Genomic DNA, 23,340 nt, shown 5'->3' with positions numbered 1-23,340 from the left:
AGGTGCTCAATCGCTCTATTTTGAGATGATTCAATATGAAATAGACTTTCTATTATTAGGATTGAGTTAAAAATCAAACTATAAATCATTTTACTAACAAAACTTTCTTACCTATAAAATAAACTCGCGCTTTTATAAGTCAGTGAAATATAAACGCATGGTTGCATGTAGTTAATTCAGTATTAACTAAAGTAATATTTTACTAAATAGATTTTTAGGTATAAAAACAAGATATTAATTGAAAATGGAAGAATTAATTTTAAAATTAAAACATTATAATGTTGAACTTAAGGTAGACAATAATAAGCTGAAAGCAGTATTACCTGAAAACTTTAATAATGATGACCTAATTAATGAGTTACGTAAACACAAGGATGAATTAAAAACCTATATTAAAAAGCAGAGTGATAAAGTACGGTTGAATGGCAGAATTCCTGTAACAAATAAGAGTGGTTTTTTTCAATTAAGTTCCCCTCAACTGAGAATTTTTTTAGCAGAGAAATTAAATGAGAACTCACTAGTTTATAACCTACCTCAAGCTTATGTGCTAAAAGGAGATTTAGATATAAATCATTTAAATACAGTTTTTAGAAAACTTATAAAGAGACATGAAAGTTTACGTACAAGGTTTTTAGTGAATGCGGAGTATGTTCCTGTTCAAGAAGTGTTGGAAGAATTTGAGTTTAACATAGAGTGTTTTGAAGGAGATTTAGATACGGCCAATACCATCATAAAAAGATTTATTCGTCCCTTTAATTTGCAAGAAGCTCCTCTATTTAGAGCGGGTTTAATTTCTCTGAAAAATAATAGTCATATACTAATCATAGATTTGCATCATATTATTTCAGATGGTAGTTCTCAAGAAGTTTTATTAAGGGACTTTGTGGCTCTATTTAAAGGAGAGTCATTACCGTCTAATAATATTAGATACACTGATTATATTGATTGGTATTTTGGTGAAAGTTATCAACAAAACCTTTTAAAACAAAAAGAATTTTGGATTGATTCTTTAAAAGGAGACTTACAATTAACAGAACTTCCTACAGATTTTTCTAGGCCAAAAGAGAAGACATTTAGAGGAGACGGTTTTTCTTTTTCTTTGGATACCGAAAGGTCAAGTAAATTAATAAAATTAGCATTAGAAAATAAGGTGTCTCTTTTTACTATTCTTTTTTCTGCATATAGCATTTTAATATCAAAACTGGATAACGAAGCAAAAGATATAGTCATTGGTTCACCATCTGCTGGTAGAAACCATATAGATTTAGAATCTATAATAGGATGTTTTGTAAATGTATTACCCGTACGAGTTTTTCCTCTTTCTGAGCTGACATTTAAAAAGTACATTGAAGTTACAGGAGCTAAACTTTTATCGTGTTTTGATAATCAAAACTATCCCTATGAACAATTGATAGACGATTTAAAGGTGCAAAGAGACCCAGCTCACAACCCATTGTTTAATACAATATTTGCATTGCAGAACATGCAAAAGGAAATTTCTAGTACTGATAATACAGGGATTGATAATTTCACTTTTGAAGCAGAAAGGAGTTCAAGATATGATCTGTCATTGTATGCACTTGAAAAAAATGATAAACTATATTTTGAATTTGAATACGCATTAGACTTATTTGAAAAAAATAGCATTGAAAACTTTTCAAGATATTTTTTAACCATCATTGATCAAATTATAAGCAATCAAGATATCTTAATTTCTGATATTTCTATTTTATCTGAAAAAGAAAAAAATGAAATCATACATTTAGTTAATACTAATGAAGCAGCAGAATACGATAAGGAAAGTACCATTTTAGATTACTTTAAAATTCAAGTATTAAATAGACCTGATTCAATAGCTTTAGTAGATAAGAATACAAAATTAACATACAAAGATGTAGATATAAAATCTAATGAAATAGCGTATGAATTAATTGGGCATGGAGTAAATAAAGGGGATCTAGTAGGCTTATTCATGGGTAAATCTGTGAATGTTGTGGTAGGAATGTTAGGTATTCTGAAAGCAGGAGCAGGATATGTACCGGTAGATACAACCTATCCTCAAGAACGAATTAACTATTTATTTAAAGATAGTAAGGTTGATTATATTGTAACTGATTCTACTTCTCAATCAAAAATAGAAGTAGATAGTAAGGTGATTTTAATTGATGGGTTAACAATAGATTTGGAAAATCAATGTAACTTAGATGATATTGTAATTCGACCTAATGATACGTGTTATGTTATTTATACTTCAGGAACAACGGGTAAACCGAAAGGAGTATTAGTAAAACATCAAAATGTAGTAAGATTACTTTTTAATGAAAAGACTCCTTTTAATTTTTCAGAAAATGATGTTTGGACGATGTTTCATAGTCATTGTTTTGATTTTAGTGTTTGGGAAATGTACGGCGCCCTATTGTTTGGAGGGAAATTAGTGGTTGTTTCACCAGAAGAATCTAGAGATCTGCCTAATTATTTAAAAATACTATCTTCTCACAAAGTCACTATATTGAATCAAACACCAAGTGTTTTTTATAAACTCTCTAATCTTAGTGAAGAACAGAATATTTTATTAGAAAGTATTAGGTATGTAATTTTTGGGGGAGAATCATTAAAAATTTCCAATTTAAAAAACTGGAGTTTAAGACATCCAAAAGCCAAACTTATCAATATGTATGGAATAACAGAAACGACTGTTCATGTTACCTATAAACATATTTCACATACTGATATGGAGGTCAATATAAATAATATTGGAAAACCAATTCCAACTACATCTATGTATTTATTAGATACTAATATGGAACTAGTACCTAAGGGTGTTGTAGGGGAAATTTATGTTGGAGGTAGTGGTGTTACTAAAGGTTATCTTTATAAAGATGAATTAACAAATGAAAGGTTTATTCCCAACCCTTATAAAAAAACGGAACAATTATATAAAACAGGAGATTTAGGGAAGTTATTACCAAATGGAGATATAGAGTATATAGGGAGAATAGACAACCAAGTTCAACTAAGAGGGTTTAGAATAGAGTTGGGAGAAATAGAATATCATTTATCTGAGTACCTAAATGTAGAAGGAGTGGTTGTGATAAAGAGAGATGATAAATTGTGTGCATATATAAAAACTAATAAAAGTATAGATGTAGATCCTATTAGAGCTTTTTTGAGCAAAAAATTACCTCTATATATGATACCATCAAATTACTATAAAATAGATGAAATCCCTTTAACAAATAATGGAAAAGTTGATACCAGTAAACTTTTAAAGATAAAGAAGAACCTATCAATAGCCAACTATATAGCTCCAGCATCAATAATAGATCAGGAGATGGTGAAAATTTGGGAAACATTTTTAAAAATAGAAGGAATTGGGATTAAAGATAATTATTTTAGTTTAGGAGGAGATTCTTTAAGAGCTATAGGTTTGATCTCTGAAATCAATAATAAATTCAATTCTACCTTAACAATTGCAGACTTATACTCGAATCAAACGGTAGAAGAATTAAGTAGCTGTATTTCAGTTAATAAAAACGAAGAGGTTGAAGTGGCAATGGATCTTGCGAGGAAAGAGTTGAGAGAATTTAAAGAGAATTATAAAAAAGAAAAAAATAATTCTTTAGAAGAATTCGAAGAAATATTTCCAATGAATGGTATAGAAAAAGGAATGGTTTATTACTTCTTGAAGAATACGTCAAACAATATCCATGAAATAATGTATCATGAACAAAATTTATATGATATTCCGTTCAAAGATTTTGATTTTGCAATATTAGAGAAGGCATTACAATTATTGATAGAAAAGCATGGAGAGTTAAGAAAAGTGTATGATGTAGAAATATTTGCTCACCTCATAAAAAAACATTTTGAAGCTGAAGTAAACTTCATTGATATTAGTAACCTAACTAAGTATGATTATGAAAAATTTATTCGAAAAAAAGGAAATGAAGAGAAATTAAGAGGATTTGATTTAAGTCAATCGTTATGGAGAATTCATGTATTCAAAGTTGAGCAAGACTATCATTACCTTATGTTTGATTTTCATCACAGTTTATTGGATGGTTGGAGTTTATCTTCATTTATAACTGAATTAACGAATACTTATTTTAGAATAAAACTTGAAGGAAACGTTTCTTTGAGGGAGATAGAAGTTAGTTATTATGATCAGATTCTACAAGAATTAGCTTCCAATTATAGACAATCAAGTTTAGATTATTGGAAAAAAGAATTGAAAGGGTATACCAGATTTGAATTACCAGAAGCAGGGGGGAGCCATACATTTCAGAGTGATGAGTTTAATTTGGATTATTTACGATCAGACTTAGAGAAAGTTGCCAATAAAAATAATACTAGTTTTAAGCATTTATGCTTTAGTGCTTATCTCTATGCATTGGGGATGTTAAGTTATGATAAAGATATTACAGTTGGTATGGTGACGAACAACCGACCATTAGTGAAGAATGGAGAAAGACTATTAGGGTGTTTTTTAAATACAATACCGTTTAGAGCAATTTTACCTGAATCGTTAACATGGAAAGCATATATAGATCAGATAGAAAATAAATTACGAAAACTAAAGTATCATGAACATATGCCACTACATAAAATTGTAGAAATAATAGGTGATACTTCTTATGATGGGAACCCAATTTTTGATACTGCATTTAATTTTGTTGACTTTAGAGTTTTTCATGAACTTGAAGGGCATGAAAAATCAGAGGTGGTTGAAACAGATTTGAATAAAGATTATATGAATACGAATACAAATTTAGATATTCATATTCAAGGAAGAGACAAGGAATTCAAACTATACATTACCTATTCAACGGCTTATTTAAATGAAGATTTGTCAAAAAAAATGGCCAGTTTTATTGAAAATGTATTGCTTCAGTTTATCAATAATATAGATGAAAAAGTAGATAATGGTTTTATTATTCCTCAAACGGAGTATCAAAAATTAAAGCAGTTTAATGCTACGGAGGTAAAGTATCCAAGAAATAAAACGTTCATTGATCTTTTTAGAGAAAATGTAATCCTGAAAGCAGATGAAAAAGCTGTTGTTTATGGAGATAAGGCTTTGAGCTTTCAAGAACTAGATCAGCGTTCTAATCAAGTAGCTAATTATTTAATAAGTAAAGGTGTTAAACCTAATTCGTTAGTTCCTATATGTATTAATCGCTCCTTAGAAATGATTGTTGGTATACTGGGGATTCTAAAGACAGGATCAGCTTATGTGCCTATAGATCATGAGTATCCTCAGGAGAGAATAAATCTAATATTAAAAGACATAAATGCACCTATTGTTTTAACTGAAAGTAGTTTTTTACCATGTTTTACGAATTATCAAACGCTAGATTTGGCAAACTGGAAGCTATGCAGTGAAATGCCTGTACTAGCAACAGATGTTGAGGTTAGTGAGGAGTCAATTGCATATGTGATTTATACTTCAGGAACAACTGGTAAACCTAAAGGAGTCGCAAATGCCCACGCTGGATTATATAATAGGTTATTGTGGATGAAAGACTATCTTGAATTGACAGAAAACGATGCGATTATGCAGAAAACAACTTTTTGTTTTGATGTTTCTGTATGGGAACTATTTTTGCCATTAATTTCCGGAGTAAAGTTAGTTTTTGCGAAACCAGATGGTCATAAAGATCCAAACTATTTACAAAGATTAATAGAGAAAGAGAAAATAACTATCATGCACTTTGTACCCTCTATGTTATCAGTTTTTTTATCAGACATTGATAAACATAGATGTAAAAGTTTAGTACATGTTGTTTGTAGTGGCGAAGAACTTAAATTATCTACAATGAGAGAGTTTAAAACAAAACTGTCTGCTGTAAAATTACATAATCTTTATGGACCAACTGAAGCAGCAATTGATGTTACTGCCATTGATTTGACTGAAGAAAATGAAGTAACCATTGGTCGACCTGTACCGAATACAAAAATATTCATCGTTGATAAAAACAATAATATTCAACCATTGGGGGTAAAAGGTGAATTATTAATAGGAGGTGTTCAAGTTGCTAAGGGGTATATTAATCGTTCGGAACTTACCGAACAAAAGTTTATTAACAACCCATTCGAAAATGATCAACATAAGCTCTACAGAACAGGAGACTATGCAAGATGGACAGAGGATGGTCGTATTGAGTTTTTAGGAAGAATTGATAGCCAGATTAAAATAAGAGGCTATAGAGTAGAATTGGGAGAAATAGAATTTCATCTCGAAAATATTGCTTCGCTAGAAGAGTCTTGTGTTTGGGTAAAAAAGGACTTAGCTGGAAGTCAGTTAATTGCTTATGTAAAAGGTAAGGATATTGATGAAGAGTTTATAAAGGAAGAACTTCTTAAGAATCTACCAGATTATATGGTGCCTCATACCTATGTTAAGCTTGATGAGTTTCCTTTAACACCAAATGGCAAAATTGATAGAAAATCATTGCCAGCGCCTACATTAAAACTAAAAGATGAATATGTAGCTCCAAAAAATGAAATAGAACAACAAATTGTAGCCATCTGGCAAGAACTATTAAAAATTGAAGAAATAGGAGTGAGAGATAATCTTTTTAGATTAGGAGTGAATTCTCTTTTGATAATGAGGTTTATTGCTAAGTTGAAAAGTGAATTGGAAATAGATATTTCATTTAATATTGTTTTTAAATATGGCACTATTGAAGAATTATCGAGATTTTTAGAAATTACTTTGGAAGAGAAAACAAATGTAAAAACTACAGAAGATGTAGAAAATGAATATGAAGAGGGGGTGTTTTGATAATAATGTCTTTAAAAAGAAGAAGTTAAAAAATATGGAAAGCATGAGAAATATAAATTTCTTGAATATAAAAACATCTGATTATAGTGGGTTTAAATTGCCTTTTTCACAATTAACAAAAGATTATAAGGAGATTTCATTTAGTACTGAAGAAGTTTTTAAAAAGAATATTGTACAAAATGATGATATAAAAAAAATAAGTATTGCTGCATATGTATATGCATTAAAAATGTTTTCATATAATAATGATATTCTTTTTGGAACTAAATTTGGAATCAAAGATTATTTTTTCCCATTTAGGATAAAAATTGAGAAGCAACAAACATGGGCATGTTTCTTAGAGTATGTTACCAATGAATTGGATGAATATAGAGAACATGTTCTGATGCTTAAAGATGGGGCTAATTCTTTAAAAGATTATACAAACAAAGAGTTCGTTAGAGATATAACATTTACTTATTTAGAGAATAATCAGCCTACGGATGTGAATACATCAAATTATGGTAGCGTATTGTCTTTAGTAGTTCAGAATAATGATAAAGAGAAGTGCTTTACGTTTCGTTATAATGAAGGAATACCGCAAAACATACTCAATAGACTTGTTACTTACTTTAAGAATGTCTGTAATCAAATGTTTCTTTTTCCAGAAAGTAAACTGAGTAATGATTTTATTCTAACTAAAGGAGAAAAAGACGCTCTTTTAAATAAATTTAATGCGACTAAGGAAAAATTTCCTGAAGAAGAAACCCTTGTTTCTTTATTTGAAAATAAAGTGAATTTGATCCCTAATGCTATTGCTATACGTATGGAAGAACAGACCTTGACGTATAGAGAATTAGATATTCTTTCAGATAAAATCGCTTCTTTTTTAATAAAGGATTTTGGAGTTAAAAAAGGAGATATTATTGGGGTACTTTTATACAGAGAAATATGGCTTATTCCCGTAATCTACGGCATAATAAAAGCTGGAGCAGCTTATTTACCTTTAGATCTTAATAACCCTATAAATAGAATAAATTCAATTATTAACGATTCACAACCATCTGTATTAATTTCCAGAGGGAAATTTCTTAGTAGAGAATTAACACCTGTTAATAAGGTACTGAATTTAGATGTTTCTTTGGATCAAATAGAAAAACAAGAAATAATATATTCTGTTGATGTTAAGCCTAAAGATTTAGCATATATAATTTATACTTCTGGCTCTACTGGTAAACCAAAAGGAGTAATGATAGAGCATTATGCAATCGTTAACTTGATGTATTCAATGCAGAAAAGATATAAGTTATCTGAGGAAGATTCTTTTTTGTTTCAAACAAATTATGCATTTGATGTTTCTGTAGTAGAATTGTTTGGTTGGCTCCTAGGTGGAGGAACACTAAATATCTTCCCAAATTTTAAGGATAAAGAACCTTCTGAAATTTTGGGTATAATTGAAAAGTATAAGATAACTCATATCAATTTTGGACCGTCATTGTTTTCAGTTTTCTTAGATATTGTAGAGCTTGAAGGGGAAAAAAAATTAAAGAGTTTAAAATATGTTTTTTTAGCAGGTGAGCCCCTAACATTAGATTTAGTAAAACGATTTAACAAACTGAAAATTGAGGCAGAATTAGAAAATATGTATGGTCCTACAGAATGTACAATATATAGTTCTAGTTATACTACAGCTGATATAAAAAACGAAACTACGGTTCCTATAGGGAAGCCTTTAGATAATGTTAGGTTTTATGTTATTGATGTGATAAATAATCTACAACCAATTGGAGTGATAGGAGAATTATGCATTTCGGGAAAGGGGGTATCTAAGGGGTATCTTAACAGAGAAAATTTGACAAAAGATACGTTTAAAGAAAATTTGTTTGAAGAAGGCAAGACAAGAATATATTATACGGGGGATCTTGTGAGATGGAGAGAAGACGGAAACTTAGAGTTTGTTGGGAGGATAGATGATCAATTAAAAATAAGAGGTAATAGAATTGAACTAGGGGAAATTCAAACAGTTATAAATGAAATAGATAATGTTAGTCAATCTATCATAAGTGTTCAAGAAGATAACAATGAAAAAAAACTCATTGCATACATCATCGGAGATGATCTAGACATGGAAAAAATAGAAACCTATTTGATATCAAAACTTCCTGATTATATGTTACCCCACTATTACAAATCACTTGACAAATTACCATTAACAAGTAATGGAAAAATAGATGTCAAAGCTTTACCGAGAGTACATAAGAAATATTCAGGTAAATATGTAGCTCCAAGAACAACTTTAGAAATAGACTTAGTGCAAATTTGGAAAGAGTTAATGGAAGTTGATGTAATAGGGATGTACGATGATATTCTAAAGTTAGGGGCAAATTCATTGATAATTATGAAGTTTATTGCGCAGTTGAAGAAGAGGTTTGGTATAGATATAACTTACAGTATGGTTTTTAAATATAAAACAATAGCCTCATTGTCAAAGGCAATTAGTATATCGAACCAAGTAAAAAGCATATTAAATATAGAAGAAGAACTAATTGAGGGTGAATTTGATAGTGGAACTATATAGAAGATGTGCCTGATTGATAAAACTAAACTTTAAAAACTTGATGACACCATGGGTAATGTTTCTTAAAAAAATGTATGTTTTTAAGTACTTAAAGTTTTAAACTTTTTAAAATTAAAGGGGAGATCTACAAGTTCAAAAAATAAAATCAATTAAGGTTTTAATTTTTCTACTGAGTTTCTTCTAACAAAACTTCAACACCATTTGTAATTTGAAATTACGGTGTAAGAAACGAATAATTTTACTTTTTATACAAACCATAAAAATCAAACAGACCTTTTAATGATGTTTTTTTTCTAATAAAATTTAGAAAAGAAGGCATTTTATTACGTTAATTTCAAGTAATACATAAAAAAAACAGTCAGGATTCAAGTTGTTTAGCAAACTAGTAAATCTGCATTTAATCTCTTGTGATAGGAATTATTATCAACAATAAAAGAGAGTCAATAGTCTTTATGAAATAATGATTAAACCAGTTTTGTATGTAATGAGAGAAACGATTTACTCAAGAAGCATACAAATAAAATTAAATTATGAAAAACAATACAATTTTAGATATCATATATGAAGCGAAGGAGAAAGGAATTAAGTTATATGTTGAAGGAGGTGCACTTAAGTTTAGAAAAAAGAAAGATGTAAATATAGACAGTGATATTTTCAAAAAAATAAAATCTCATAAGAGTAGTATAATCAATTTTTTTGAAGAGGAATTGCACTTAACAAAGAAAAAAACGAGTATAGAAAAACAAGAGAGACCATTAAAAATACCGTTATCATTCTCACAGGAAAGGTTGTGGTTTTTAGATGAATTGCAAGGAACTCTTAATTATCATATACCATTTATATCAAGTTTTGACAAGGAGTTAAGTATAGATGGGTTAGAATATGCTTTTAAACGTATAATGGAAAGGCATGAGGTGTTAAGAACCATCATAAAGAAGGATGAAAGTTTACCTTACCAAGAAATAATTGCCCCAGACTCATTCAAATTAGAACACCTTCATTTGAAGAGGGAAAACTTAGACGATACCATCAGGAGCCTGATGAATATACCTTTTCAACTCGATAAAGATTATATGTTAAGAGCATATTTGTTGAAGGTTGAAGAAGAAGAAGAGCAAGTACTGGTAATTATTTTGCACCATATTGCTTCAGATGGTTGGTCATTACCAATTTTAGGAAGTGAATTAGATCTTTTCTATAAAGAATTTGTTCATGGTATTGAATCTAATATAGAGCCTTTAAAATTTCAGTATGCAGATTACTCTATTTGGCAAAAGAATGAACTTTCAGATGAAGCACTGGGCTCAAAACTGAAATTTTGGGAAGGGTATTTACAAAATATTGAACCATTAGAGCTACCTACTGATTTTGCCAGACCTCGAGTAATGAGCACCAGAGGGGCTCATTATAAATTTAACATAGATAGTACCTCTGCAAAAAAACTAAAAGACCTATCAGAAAAATTTGGAGGAACGTTATTTATCACATTTTTGGCTGTATTTAAAATTCTGTTATACCGGTATTCTAATCAAAAAAATATAGTAGTTGGAACACCTGTTGCGAATAGAAGCAATGAAGAGTTTTTTAATCTTATAGGCTTTTTTGTTAATAGTGTTGCCATAAAGAGTGAAGTAGACGGGAATTTACGTTTTAGTACATATTTAAAGGATCTAATAGACAATGTACTAAAGGTGTTTGAACATCAGGATGTGCCATTTGAAAAAGTAGTACAATTGGTTGAGGAAGAAAGAGAACAAAGTAGAACATCCTTATTTCAAGCTATGTTTACTTTAGAAGAAGGTCAGCAACAGGCTGGAGGTGATTCGGATAGTACAAGTATGTATGGTTATGATAATAATTCAGCTTCGTATTTGTATGATTTAGATCTTTCTGGTCTTAGACTTAGTGATGGTAGTATATCATTCAGCATGACCTATTCTCTTGATTTGTTTAAGGAAGAAACTATTGCTAGAATGATAGCACATTTTAAAAGTTTAATTCATTCAATTTTAGAAAATATAAACTGTGAAATTGATTTTCTGAAGATGCTTAAACCAGAAGAGGAGAGTGAATTATTACAGCTTAGCGATGGAGAAGGTGGAAAAAATGGATGTACTCAATACGAATCAATTCTAGATTTATTTTTGAAACAAGTTGAAGAAACCCCAGAAGAGATTGCTATAATTGATAAAGAAAAGGAAATTTCATTTTATGAGTTAGACAAGGAATCTGATCAATTTGCAAATTATCTAATATCCTATGGAGTTGAGGAGGGAGATTTTGTGCCAGTTTATATGGATAAAGAGGCTCTCGTAATAAGTCATATATTAGGGATAATGAAGTGTGGGGCAGCATTTGTACCTTTAAATACGAGTATAACTATTGAAAGGTTAAAGTTTATTTTAGAAGAAATAAAGGCCAAGTTAATAGTAACATCGATAGCATACAAAGAAATATTAAAAAATGAACTAGAACTACCCATTCTCAATTTTTCTTGTAAGTTAGAAAACAGCAAAAAGGTCTGTAATAAAATCAAAAGCAACCACCCCGCTTATGTTATATATACATCTGGATCAACTGGGATACCGAAAGGTGTAGTTGTTTCTCATAAATCGTTACTGGCTAAATCTTGGACATGGAAAGAATTATATAGTTTAGATAGTTCAACAGTTGTTTTACAAATGGCTAATGTATCATTCGATGTTTTTGTGGGTGATTTGTGCCGATCTATACTCAATGGAGGTCAGATGGTTTTATGTAGAGTCGAAGACTTTGCCCCTGAGAGACTAACCGAGTTGGTACAGAAACATAAAGTTAATACCCTAGAATTCACCCCAGGAATAATAGTCCCGTTTTTAGAATATACGTATCATAATGAATTGGATATTAGTTGTTTAAATACGATTATTGTTGGTTCAGACACTTTCCATCTTAATGATGCAAAACTATTGTTAAGCAGGTATGGAAATAAAATGACTATTTATAATAGCTATGGAGCCACAGAAGCTACAATTGATTCCGTTTGTTTACAATTGAATAAATATCAATTAGAGAATATATCCTCTGTCCCTATAGGGCGTCCTTTAGCTAATACCTTTGTATATATATTAGATAGCAAAGATAGATTACTGCCAAGAGGAGTAATAGGTGAATTGTTTATTGGAGGAGATGGAGTTTCTCAAGGGTACTTAAATAAACCCAATCTTACGAAAGAACGCTTTGTCAAGAACCCTTTTCGAGAAGGAGAATTAATGTACCGCACAGGAGATTTAGGAAGATGGCTAGCTGATGGTAATATAGAGTTTTTAGGAAGGAAAGATAATCAAATCAAACTTAGAGGTTATCGTATAGAGTTAGGAGAGATTATTACACAAATTGAATCACATGCTGAAATAGAGCAGAGTGTTGTTCAAATCCAAGGAGAAGGAAATGAGCGATTTTTAGTGGCTTATTACCTTAGTAATAAAGGAATAGATGAAGTTGAATTAGAAAAATATTTAGCCGAACGTTTACCAGAATATATGGTTCCAGGAGTTTATGTTTTGCTAGAAAGTTTTCCACTTACCGTCAATGGTAAGATTGATTATCGTAATCTGCCTGAAGTGAGTATGGTTTCTCACCAAGAGTATGTACCAGCATCCACATCATTAGAATCAGAATTAGTAGAGATATGGTCAGAAGTGTTATCAGTTCCTTCATCAGAGTTAAGTGTAACTCATAGTTTCTTTCGAATGGGCGGACACTCTTTAAAGGCGATTAGTTTAATCAACAGACTTAACAAGGAGTTAGACATATCACTGAGTCTTCGAGATATTTTCACATACCAAGATATCCGATCTTTATCACGTCATATTGATAGTAATCAAGCGGAAGGGTCGAGTTCTGTAATTCCAATGTCAGAAGTTAAGGAATATTATGAGCTATCATCAGCTCAGAAACGTATGTACTTTTTGTATGAGTTTGATCGAGAGTCGACCAACTATAATATGCCGTCGTTCTATCACTTGGATAGTAGTATAGATATGAATCAAGTGACAACCGTATTTAAAAGATTGGTAATTCGCCATGAGAGTTTGCGCACACGTTTTGTATTGCAAGAAAATCAAGTGTATCAACAAGTGATGGACGGATTGGATTTTAGTGTAGCCTATATGGAAGCTATGCTGTCAACAGAGGAACAGGTTAAGTCTTTTGTACGTCCTTTTGATTTGAATAACGAGTATCCTTTCCGAGTGGCATTATTGAAGAATCCGGAAGGAGGATATTTATTGTTAATTGATATGCATCATATTATTAGTGATGGGGTATCATATGAAATCCTGATGGATGAGTTTATGCGAATGTATAAAGGAGAGGATTTACCTGAATTACCCTTACAATACAAGGATTATTCGGAATGGCAGCAGAGCAAAGCACACGGCAGACAGAGAGCATTGGATAAAGAGTATTGGCAAGAGAGGTATGCTACTCCTGTGACGACATTGATGTTACCGTACGATTATACAAGACCAACGATTAAAGATAGTCAAGGAGCGGGTTTTGGTATTACTCTTAGTAAGGAAAAGACGTTGAAGCTTATTGAGTTAAGTGTTTCTAATAATAGTACCATGTATATGCTCATGCTATCATTGTATAAGGTATTACTGAGTAAGTTAGGAAATCAGGATGATATAGTTGTAGGAACACCAACGTCAGGGAGAGGTCATGCAGATGTTGAGCGAATGGTGGGAATGTTTGTAAATACTTTAGCACTTCGTAGTTATCCATCAGGAAATAAGTGTTATAAAGATTACTTATTAGAAGTTAAGAACATGGTCTTATCAAGTTTTGAGCATGAGGGCTATCAATATGAAGATTTGATTGATAGCTTGTCTATACGTAGAGATACCAGTCGTAATCCACTATTTGATGTGATGTTTTCATATTTTAACTCAGAAGATACAGTTCCTGATACAGAAGTAAAGATTCGTCCTTATGAAGAGAAAGGGGGTGAGATGAATTCAAAGTTCGATATGACGATGTCTGTAGTAGAAGGAACGGAGCATATCAGCATAAACCTGAACTATAGTAGGAGCTTGTTTTCTGAGTCGACAGTAAAGAGCTTTCTGGTTTACTTTGAGCGCATAGTCGATACGATTCTTTTGAACTCAGATATTGTTATAGGAGATATCGGTTTATTGAATAAAGAAGAAGAAAGTCTTCAGGTTTCAATGTTGCAGGGAGTTAGTGTAGAATATGATAAAAAAACGACCTTTTTGGATATGTTCCGTAAACAGGTGTCCGTTAATCCGCATAAAGAAGCAATAGTAAGTGAAGAAGGAGAAGTCATAAGTTATCAGGAGTTAGATGAGCTCTCAGATACAATGGCAGGGTATTTATCAGAGAAAGAAGGTCTGTCTTCCGGTACCTGTGTAGGAGTATCACTTTCCCGAGGAAGCTGGCTTATTATAAGTTCACTTTCGATTCTTAAAGCAGGTTGTGTTTATGTTCCAGTAGACCCGTCGCTTCCAGAGCACCGTAAAGCATATATAGCAGATGATTGTGGTTACCGTGTTCTTATAGACGATGATTATATAGAAAGATACTTAGGAATAAGTAATTCATCAGACTTTAGTACCCGTTTCTCAGGAATTTCTTTAAAGAGAGAAGATATAGCTTATATCATCTATACTTCAGGTTCAACAGGAACTCCCAAAGGAGTCAAGGTTAGCCATGGTAACTTAGCACATTTGTGTTTGTGGTATCGTACGTATTATGAATTGAGTAGTAGCAGTAAGAGTACGTTATATTCGGGAATAGGGTTTGATGCATCCATCTTTGAGGTATATCCGCAACTTTCTGAGGGTTCCTGTATTTACCCTTTAAATACAGACAGAGTTCGTTTGGATATAGACTATTTATGTGATTATCTCGAGAGTAATGGCATTACCCATAGTTTTTTACCTACTGCGATGTGTCATGAGTTTGTAGAAAAGGGCAGGAAGCTAAAATCTATAAAAATCCTTACGGGAGGCGATGCACTGAATTTACAAAAGGAAGCAGATTTTGATCTTTATAACAATTACGGTCCTGCTGAAACTACAGTAGTAGCTTCTGGTTATGCTGTTCAGAGAGGAGAGAAAGGAATGATTTCTATAGGAAAGGGGATTTTAAACACAGATATTTACCTGTTGGATACTTGCAGAAATATGGTTCCGCAAGGAGTAATCGGTGAGATTTACATAGGAGGCCCTGGTGTATCACAAGGATATTTAAACAGAGCAGACCTTACCGAGGAACGTTTTATTGAAAATCCATATAGAAAAGGAGAGAAGATGTACCGTACAGGAGATCTAGGGTGCATTACAAAAGATGGTGTGATAGCCTTTAAAGGTAGGAATGACGAGCAGGTGCAACTTAGGGGATATCGAATAGAACTAGGAGAAATCATCACACAGGTAGAGTCGCATCCAGAGATACAACAAAGTGTTGTGCAGATTAAGGGAACAGATAACGATAAATATCTGGTGTGTTACTACCTAAGTAATAAAGGAATAGATGAAGCTGAATTAGAAAAATATTTATCCGTTCGATTACCAGAATATATGGTTCCAGGAGTTTATGTTTCGCTAGAAAGTTTTCCACTTACCGTCAATGGTAAGATTGATTATCGTAATCTGCCTGAAGTGAGTATGGTTTCTCACCAGGAGTATGTACCGGCATCCACATCATTAGAATCAGAATTAGTAGAGATATGGTCAGAAATGTTGTCGGTTCCTTTAACAGAGTTAAGTGTAACTCAGAGTTTCTTTCGAATGGGCGGACATTCTTTAAAGGCGATTAGTTTAATCAACAGACTTAACAAGGAGTTAGACGTATCACTGAGTCTTCGAGATATTTTTACATACCAAGATATTCGATCTTTATCACGTTATATTGATAGTAATCAAGCGGGAGGGTCGAGTTCTGTAATTCCAATGTCAGAAGCTAAGGAGTATTATGAGCTATCATCAGCTCAGAAACGTATGTATTTTTTGTATGAGTTTGATCGAGAGTCGACCAACTATAACATGCCGTCGTTCTATCACTTGGATAGTAGTATAGATATGAATCAAGTGACAGCCGTATTTAAAAGATTGGTAATTCGCCATGAGAGTTTGCGCACACGTTTTGTATTGCAAGGTAATCAAGTACATCAACAAGTGATGGACGGATTGGATTTTAGTGTAGCCTATATGGAAGCTATGCTGTCAACAGAGGAACAGGTTAAGTCTTTTGTACGTCCTTTTGATTTGAATAACGAGTATCCTTTCCGAGTGGCATTATTGAAGAATCCGGAAGGAGGATATTTATTGTTAATTGATATGCATCATATTATTAGTGATGGGGTATCATATGAAATCCTGATGGATGAGTTTATGCGAATGTATAAAGGAGAGGATTTACCTGAATTACCCTTACAATACAAGGATTATTCGGAATGGCAGCAGAGCAAAGCACACGGCAGACAGAGAGCATTGGATAAAGAGTACTGGGAAGCAATGTATGCTGTTCCTGTTAATACACTGACATTACCTTATAATTATACCAGACCAGCGATTAAAGATAGCCGTGGATCTAGCGTTAGTATTACGCTTTGTAAACAGCAGACTTTAGGACTTCGTGAATTAAGTGCTTCTCATTATAGTACCATGTATATGCTTATGTTATCATTGTATAAGGTATTACTAAGTAAGTTAGGAAATCAGGATGATATAGTTGTAGGAACACCAACGTCAGGGAGAGGTCATGCAGATGTTGAGCGAATGGTGGGAATGTTTGTAAATACTTTAGCACTTCGTAGTTATCCATCAGGAAATAAGTGTTATAAAGATTACTTATTAGAAGTTAAGAGCATGGTCTTATCAAGTTTTGAGCATGAGGGCTATCAATATGAAGATTTGATTGATAGCTTGTCTATACGTAGAGATACCAGTCGTAATCCACTATTTGATGTGATGTTTTCATATTTTAACTCAGAAGATACAGTTCCTGATACAGAAGGAAAGATTCGTCCTTATGAAGAGAAAGGGGGTGAGATGAATTCAAAGTTCGATATGACGATGTCTGTAGTAGAAGGAACGGAGCATATCAGCATAAACCTGAACTATAGTAGGAGCTTGTTTTCTGAGTCGACAGTAAAGAGCTTTCTGGTTTACTTTGAGCGCATAGTCGATACGATTCTTTTAAACTCAGATATTGTTATAGGAGATATCGGTTTATTGAATAAAGAAGAAGAAATTCTTCAGGTTTCAATGTTGCAGGGAGTTAGGGTAGAATATGATAAAAAAACGACCTTTTTGGATATGTTCCGTAAACAGGTGTCCGTTAATCCGCATAAAGAAGCAATAGTAAGTGAAGAAGGAGAAGTCATAAGTTATCAGGAGTTAGATGAGCTCTCAGATACAATGGCAGGATATTTATCAGAGAAAGAAGGTCTGTCTTCCGGTACCTGTGTAGGAGTATCACTTTCCCGAGGAAGCTGGCTTATTATAAGTTCACTTTCGATTCTTAAAGCAGGTTGTGTTTATGTTCCAGTAGACCCGTCGCTTCCAGAGCACCGTAAAGCATATATAGCAGATGATTGTGGTTACCGTGTTCTTATAGACGATGATTATATAGAAAGATACTTAGGAATAAGTAATTCATCAGACTTTAGTACCCGTTTCTCAGGAATTTCTTTAAAGAGAGAAGATATAGCTTATATCATCTATACTTCAGGTTCAACAGGAACTCCCAAAGGAGTCAAGGTTAGCCATGGTAACTTAGCACATTTGTGTTTGTGGTATCGTACGTATTATGAATTGAGTAGTAGCAGTAAGAGTACGTTATATTCGGGAATAGGGTTTGATGCATCCATCTTTGAGGTATATCCGCAACTTTCTGAGGGTTCCTGTATTTACCCTTTAAATACAGACAGAGTTCGTTTGGATATAGACTATTTATGTGATTATCTCGAGAGTAATGGCATTACCCATAGTTTTTTACCTACTGCGATATGTCATGAGTTTGTAGAAAAGGGCAGGAAGCTAAAATCTATAAAAATCCTTACGGGAGGCGATGCACTGAATTTACAAAAGGAAGCAGATTTTGATCTTTATAACAATTACGGTCCTGCTGAAACTACAGTAGTAGCTTCTGGTTATGCTGTTCAGAGAGGAGAGAAAGGAATGATTTCTATAGGGAAGGGAATTTTAAACACAGATATTTACCTGTTGGATACTTGCAGAAATATGGTTCCGCAAGGAGTAATCGGTGAGATTTACATAGGAGGCCCTGGTGTATCACAAGGATATTTAAACAGAGCAGACCTTACCGAGGAACGTTTTATTGAAAATCCATATAGAAAAGGAGAGAAGATGTACCGTACAGGAGATCTAGGGTGCATTACAAAAGATGGTGTGATAGCCTTTAAAGGTAGGAATGACGAGCAGGTGCAACTTAGGGGATATCGAATAGAACTAGGAGAAATCATCACACAGGTAGAGTCGCATCCAGAGATACAACAAAGTGTTGTGCAGATTAAGGGAACAGATAACGATAAATATCTGGTGTGTTACTACCTAAGTAATAAAGGAATAGATGAAGCTGAATTAGAAAAATATTTATCCGTTCGATTACCAGAATATATGGTTCCAGGAGTTTATGTTTCGCTAGAAAGTTTTCCACTTACCGTCAATGGTAAGATTGATTATCGTAATCTGCCTGAAGTGAGTATGGTTTCTCACCAAGAGTATGTACCAGCATCCACATTATTAGAATCAGAATTAGTAGAGATATGGTCAGAAATGTTGTCGGTTCCTTTAACAGAGTTAAGTGTAACTCAGAGTTTCTTTCGAATGGGCGGACACTCTTTAAAGGCGATTAGTTTAATCAACAGACTTAACAAGGAGTTAGACGTATCACTGAGTCTTCGAGATATTTTTACATACCAAGATATTCGATCTTTATCACGTTATATTGATAGTAATCAAGCGGAAGGGTCGAGTTCTGTAATTCCAATGTCAGAAGCTAAGGAGTATTATGAGCTATCATCAGCTCAGAAACGTATGTATTTTTTGTATGAGTTTGATCGAGAGTCGACCAACTATAACATGCCGTCGTTCTATCACTTGGATAGTAGTATAGATATGAATCAAGTGACAGCCGTATTTAAAAGATTGGTAATTCGCCATGAGAGTTTGCGCACACGTTTTGTATTGCAAGGTAATCAAGTACATCAACAAGTGATGGACGGATTGGATTTTAGTGTAGCCTATATGGAAGCTATGCTGTCAACAGAGGAACAGGTTAAGTCTTTTGTACGTCCTTTTGATTTGAATAACGAGTATCCTTTCCGAGTGGCATTATTGAAGAATCCGGAAGGAGGATATTTATTGTTAATTGATATGCATCATATTATTAGTGATGGGGTATCATATGAGATCTTGATGGATGAGTTTATGCGAATGTATAAAGGAGAGGATTTACCTACATTAGCATTACAGTACAAAGATTATTCGGAATGGCAACAGAGTGAAATACATAGCATACAGAGAGTATTGGATAAAGAGTATTGGAAGGAAATGTATGCTACTCCTGCGACGACATTGATGTTACCGTACGATTATACAAGACCAGCCATTAAAAGTGACGTAGGTTTATCAGTTAACATAACCATTACACCGCAACAAGTCAAAAAATTAAGAAACTTAGTGGAGTCAAAAGATGTAACGATGTTCATGTTTTTACTCTCAATTCACAAGGTAGTACTGAGTAAATTAAGCGGGCAAGAAGATATTGTAGTAGGAACTCCAACTTCAGGGAGAAGTCACGCAGATGTTGAGCAAATGGTGGGAATGTTTGTCAATACCTTGGCTCTTCGTAGTTACCCATCAAAAAAGAAGAAGTATACAGATTATTTACAGGAGATAAAGGACATGGTATTATCAAGTTTTGAGCATGAAGGGTATCAATATGAAGATTTGATTGATAGTTTGTCTATAGCTAGAGATACAAGCCGCAATCCACTATTCGATGTGATGTTTGCATATCAATATCAAGAGAAAGGAGAGCAACAAGAAGTTGTTGCTATTCAACCATACGGAAATAAAGAAAATACAACATCTAAGTTCGATTTAGAATTTGATGTATTAGATAAAGGTGAGGAGATTGTTCTTTCTGCTACATATTGCACAGCTCTATTTAAAGAAAGCACTATTAAAAATTATATGACGTATTTTGAAAATTGTATTGGACAAGTCATAGAAGATTCAGAGAAACAAATTGCTGATATAGATATTATTACTAATGAAGAGAAGGAGAAGTTAATTAAAGGATTAGGAGAGGGAATTATAAATACCGAATATAAAGAAGGGTCCTTTTTAGACTTATTTAAGAGCCAAGTTAGCTTTAGTCCAGAAGCTATTGCTGTAGTCTATAGAGAAGAAGTCGTAAGCTATAAGCAATTAGATGATCGTTCAACGCAGCTGGCATTAATGCTACAAGAACAAGGAGCCAATCCTCAAGATTTTATAGGTCTTTATATGGAGAGAAGTGTTTCTGTTATTGTAGGGATTTTAGGGATTCTAAAAATGGGAGGAATATATGTGCCTATCGATCTAGAACACCCTGAAGATCGAGTGAATTTTATGATCTCAGATGCTCAAATAAAGTATATGGTTAGTGATGCTTCTACGGCGTTGAATAATTTAGCTTTTCGAAATACAAGTGTGCTGTTAATAGATGATAAACCAGGGCTGGATACTAAGGATCCAAAAGACTTTGTGATTCCTTCGATAGTTGATAAAAATGTAGCATATATAATCTACACCTCAGGAACAACAGGGGTACCTAAAGGAGTTATGGTAACCCATGGTTCATTATCGGATTATGTGCATACAGTAAAGGAATATTTTGGATTGAGAGCAACAGATAGTATGTTACAACAATCTAGTATTTCTTTTGATACTTCAATAGAGGAGATATTTCCGATACTTGGAGTTGGTGGAAAGTTGGTTATCACTGAGGAACGAAGAGATTTTGTGAGGGTCTTAGCAGACTGCATAACGCATAAAATTACCGTGTTAAGTACCAATCCATATTTATTGGGGTATCTGAACGAGAATATCGAAGATTATGATTTGTCTTTGAGGGTATTGATAAGTGGAGGAGACATATTGAAATGGAGTCAAGTAGATAATTTGATTTCTAGATTTGCAGTGTATAACACCTATGGACCCACAGAATCTACAGTATGTGCTACGTATCACAGGGTTGAAGAAGAATCAGAGCATATTCCAATAGGGAAGCCTATATGTAATAGAGCTGTATATATTCTAGATGAGAATTTGAGATTACAACCTCATGGCACAGTAGGAGAGTTGTGTATAGGGGGGGCTGGAATAGCCAAAGGATATTGGAACCGTCCAGAACTTACATCTGAGAAGTTTGTGAATAATCCATTTAGAGACGATGAGTTGATGTATCGCACAGGAGACTTGGGAAGATGGTTGTCAGATGGTAGTATAGAGTTTTTAGGAAGGAAAGATACTCAAATTAAGATTCGAGGACATCGTATTGAGTTGGGAGAGATAGAAAACAGACTTACTGAAATTCAAGGAATAGGCCAAGCAAAAGTAATTGCTGTTGACCATCTAGGAACGAAACAACTAGTAGCTTACCTGGTTGCACAAAATCAAAATATAGAAGCGATAAGAACAGAATTAGCATACCACCTACCGAAATATATGATTCCTGTCGAATACCTTTTCTTAGAAAACATGCCACTTACTACGAATGGAAAGATAGATAAACAAGCTTTACCTATTGCTGAAATTAAAGGAAAGGAAACGGTATATGTAGCTCCTAGAGATAAGAAAGAATATAAGTTAGTAGCATTATGGAAAAATTTATTGCAACGTGATAAGGTAAGTATAAAAGATAATTTCTTTGATATTGGAGGACATTCATTGCTATTGATAAAACTTAAAATAGCGATCAAAGAGGCACTAGATTTAGAAGAGTTAGAACTTCAAACTTTACTAAGATATCCAACAATTGAAGAGTTTAGCAATGCTGTATGCCAAAAAGAATCTAAGGATCAACAAAACAGTAGGCTAACGCAGTTAAGTCCTGGAGGAAAGGAATCTCCAGTTTATATTATTCCAGGATTATACGGTATAGTAGATTATTATTATGACCTTGCTCAAGCACTTGGAGAAAACAGACCTGTTTATGGTATACAGGCTATAGGTATGCAACAGGGAGAAATGCCTTTATCAAGTGTTCAAGAAATTGCTCAAAAAAATATTGAAGAGATCCGAAAAATACAACCTGAAGGGCCTTATGCTTTTGTAGGACATTCTGACGGAGGAATTATAGCATTAGAAATCACGGCACAATTACATCAAGAAAATGAGCAAGTGACCTTAACAATGCTTGATTCTCAACCGGGAATTCAACCTGTAAAACAACAGCAAATTGTTGAACATGTGTTTTTTCTGTTGGAACGCTATTTACTACAAGATTTTTTTACGCCTAAAAAGGGTTATAAAAGAGTGACCATTGAAAAAGAGTTTCTTGTAATGAAAGGAAATGTTCTTAAAAGTGGAGTGACTTTAGAGACTTTTAAATTCTTAGAAACGTATTTTGAATTTGACAATTATATGGAAACGTATAAAAAAATATATAAGGTCTTTATAGCAAACTTAAAATTGAGCTATGATATCGTTACGGAACATTATGAAGCGTTACTTATACAAGCCCAATCACATGATAAAAAACATATAGATGAAAGCATGGAACAATGGGGAATGAAAAATCAAAAGTTAATCTTTCAAACAAGTTCAGGAGACCATTTTACCATGGTACAAAAAGAAAATGTAGAAGAACTTTCAAAGAAGATTCTCTCTTTTATATCTGCAGAAATGATCATTGCCTAAAAGCAATGCCAATTAAGGTAGCTTAAGAGAAAAAATAGCGGAAGCCGAAAAGCTTAAAA

At 33.1% G+C, this 23,340-nt stretch carries 3 protein-coding genes; all 3 read left to right on the top strand.

Annotated elements, in window-relative coordinates:
- Nucleotides 1–244: 244 nt before the first annotated feature.
- The 3 genes from AC2TDS_RS06555 to AC2TDS_RS06545 all read left to right on the top strand — a co-directional run bounded on the left by AC2TDS_RS06555 (nt 245) and on the right by AC2TDS_RS06545 (nt 23,281).
- Complete coding sequence (locus AC2TDS_RS06555) at nt 245–6,784, top strand: non-ribosomal peptide synthetase (protein WP_484738304.1); 6,540 nt, start codon at nt 245–247, stop codon at nt 6,782–6,784.
- Between the two features lie 43 nt (nt 6,785–6,827).
- On the top strand, nt 6,828–9,341 hold the full coding sequence (locus AC2TDS_RS06550; protein ID WP_484738303.1) for a non-ribosomal peptide synthetase: 2,514 nt from the start codon (nt 6,828–6,830) through the stop codon (nt 9,339–9,341).
- A gap of 530 nt (nt 9,342–9,871) precedes the next feature.
- Nucleotides 9,872–23,281 carry a non-ribosomal peptide synthetase gene (locus tag AC2TDS_RS06545; RefSeq protein ID WP_484738302.1) on the top strand — a complete coding sequence of 4,470 codons (13,410 nt, stop codon included), beginning with the start codon at nt 9,872–9,874 and terminating at the stop codon, nt 23,279–23,281.
- Nucleotides 23,282–23,340 lie beyond the last annotated feature (59 nt).

This window comes from Tenacibaculum profundicola (assembly GCF_057220795.1).
This window is presented reverse-complemented; position numbering and strand designations above follow the sequence as displayed.